Source organism: Blastomonas sp. 34TW (genome assembly GCF_059803595.1).
Window position 1 is genome coordinate 1 of the sequence record NZ_JAPFGW010000045.1, and the last position, 1,455, is coordinate 1,455.

A 1,455-nucleotide genomic window follows, 5' to 3' on the forward strand; every position below is an offset into this window, starting at 1 on the left:
GTAAGCCTGCGGTGAGTACCGCGGTTCAGGCAGCCTGACGGTGGATTTGAGCGGGTCGCCAGTTCCAGGGGAGCAGGTCGGCGAGCTGGCTTTGCGGTATTTCGGCGATGCGGCCGAGCACATCGGCAAGCCAGGCTTGGGGATCGATATCGTTGAGCTTTGCGGTGGCGATCAGGCTGAGCATGAACGCAGTGCGCTGGCCGCCACGATCAGAGCCGGCAAACAGCCATGACTTTCTGCCCAGGGCGATACCTCTGAGCGCCCGTTCTGCTGCGTTGTTCGACAAGCAGATGCGGCCATCGTCGAGGAAGGCGGTAAAGGCAGGCCATGCCTTGAGCATGTAGTCGATTGGCTCGGCGACGGGGCTGCTCTTGGAGAGCTTCGACCGGTTGTCGCGGAGCCATGCTTCAAGATCAGCGACCGGTTTAGCGCTGTGTTCCTGCCGGGCGGCGAGCCGCTCGGCAGCCGATCGTCCATTGATCGCACGCTCGATATTGAAGATGGCATCGATCCTGCGGACTGCCTCAACGGCGATCGGTGAGATGACGGGTGCCTTCTTGCGGCGCTTTTTGAGTTGCGTGTCGATATCCGCGAGCTCGAAGAAATAGCGGCGTGCATGGCTCCAGCACAGGGCGCGTGTCAGCGGCGCGGGGATCCGATCGGCGCGGAAAAGCGCATTGTATCCTGCATAGGCGTCGGCCTGGAGAATACCTGTCCAGCTGCGCAGATGGCCAACGGGATGTTCGCCGCGCCTGTCACGGGAATAATGGAAGATCGCCGCAGGTGGAGCTGGACCGCCAAAAGGCTGATCGTCGCGGACATAAGTCCAGATCCGGCCTGTATCGGTCTTCGTCTTCGCCAGGACCGGGACCGTCGTGTCGTCCCCATGCAGTCGCTCGGCGGCCAGTACATGCGCTTCGATGAGGCGGTGAAGCGGCATCAGCGCGGCGGTACAGGCTCCCACCTGATCGGCCAGGGTCGAAAGGCTGAGCTCGATACCTTCGCGGGCATAGCGATCGCGTTGACGGTTGAGCGGTTGGTGCGCTCCAAACTTCTCGAACAGCAGCATCGCAAGGAAACCGGGACCGAACAGTCCGCGCGGCGTGACATGGAACGGTGCCGGTGGCTGAGTGATCTTCTCACAATCCCGGCACGAGAACTTCTCCCTGACGGTCTGGACCACCTTCCACTGGCGGGGGATGACCTCGAGTGTCTCGGTGATATCTTCACCCAGCTTGCACAGACGACCGGAACCACAGCACGGGCAGGCCTCTGGCGCGGGAATGACAACGCGTTCGCGAGGCAGATGATCGGGCAATGGCTTGCGTGCGGGCCGCTTGCGTTCGAATGGTGCGACGTTGGTTGAGGCGGCAGCCAGGGCTGCAAAGAGCTCGTCCTCGCTGGCAGCGGCCTCGCACTCCTCGAAAGCCAGCTCCATCTGGTCGATCAGCTGGC

General features: G+C 62.5%; 1 protein-coding gene. It reads right to left on the reverse strand.

The features are described 5' to 3' along the window. Positions 1-25: 25 nt before the first annotated feature. Positions 26-1,455, reverse strand: a 1,430-nt coding sequence (tnpC, locus tag OPU69_RS19890; protein WP_498513292.1) for an IS66 family transposase, incomplete at its 5' end; no start/stop codon positions are given.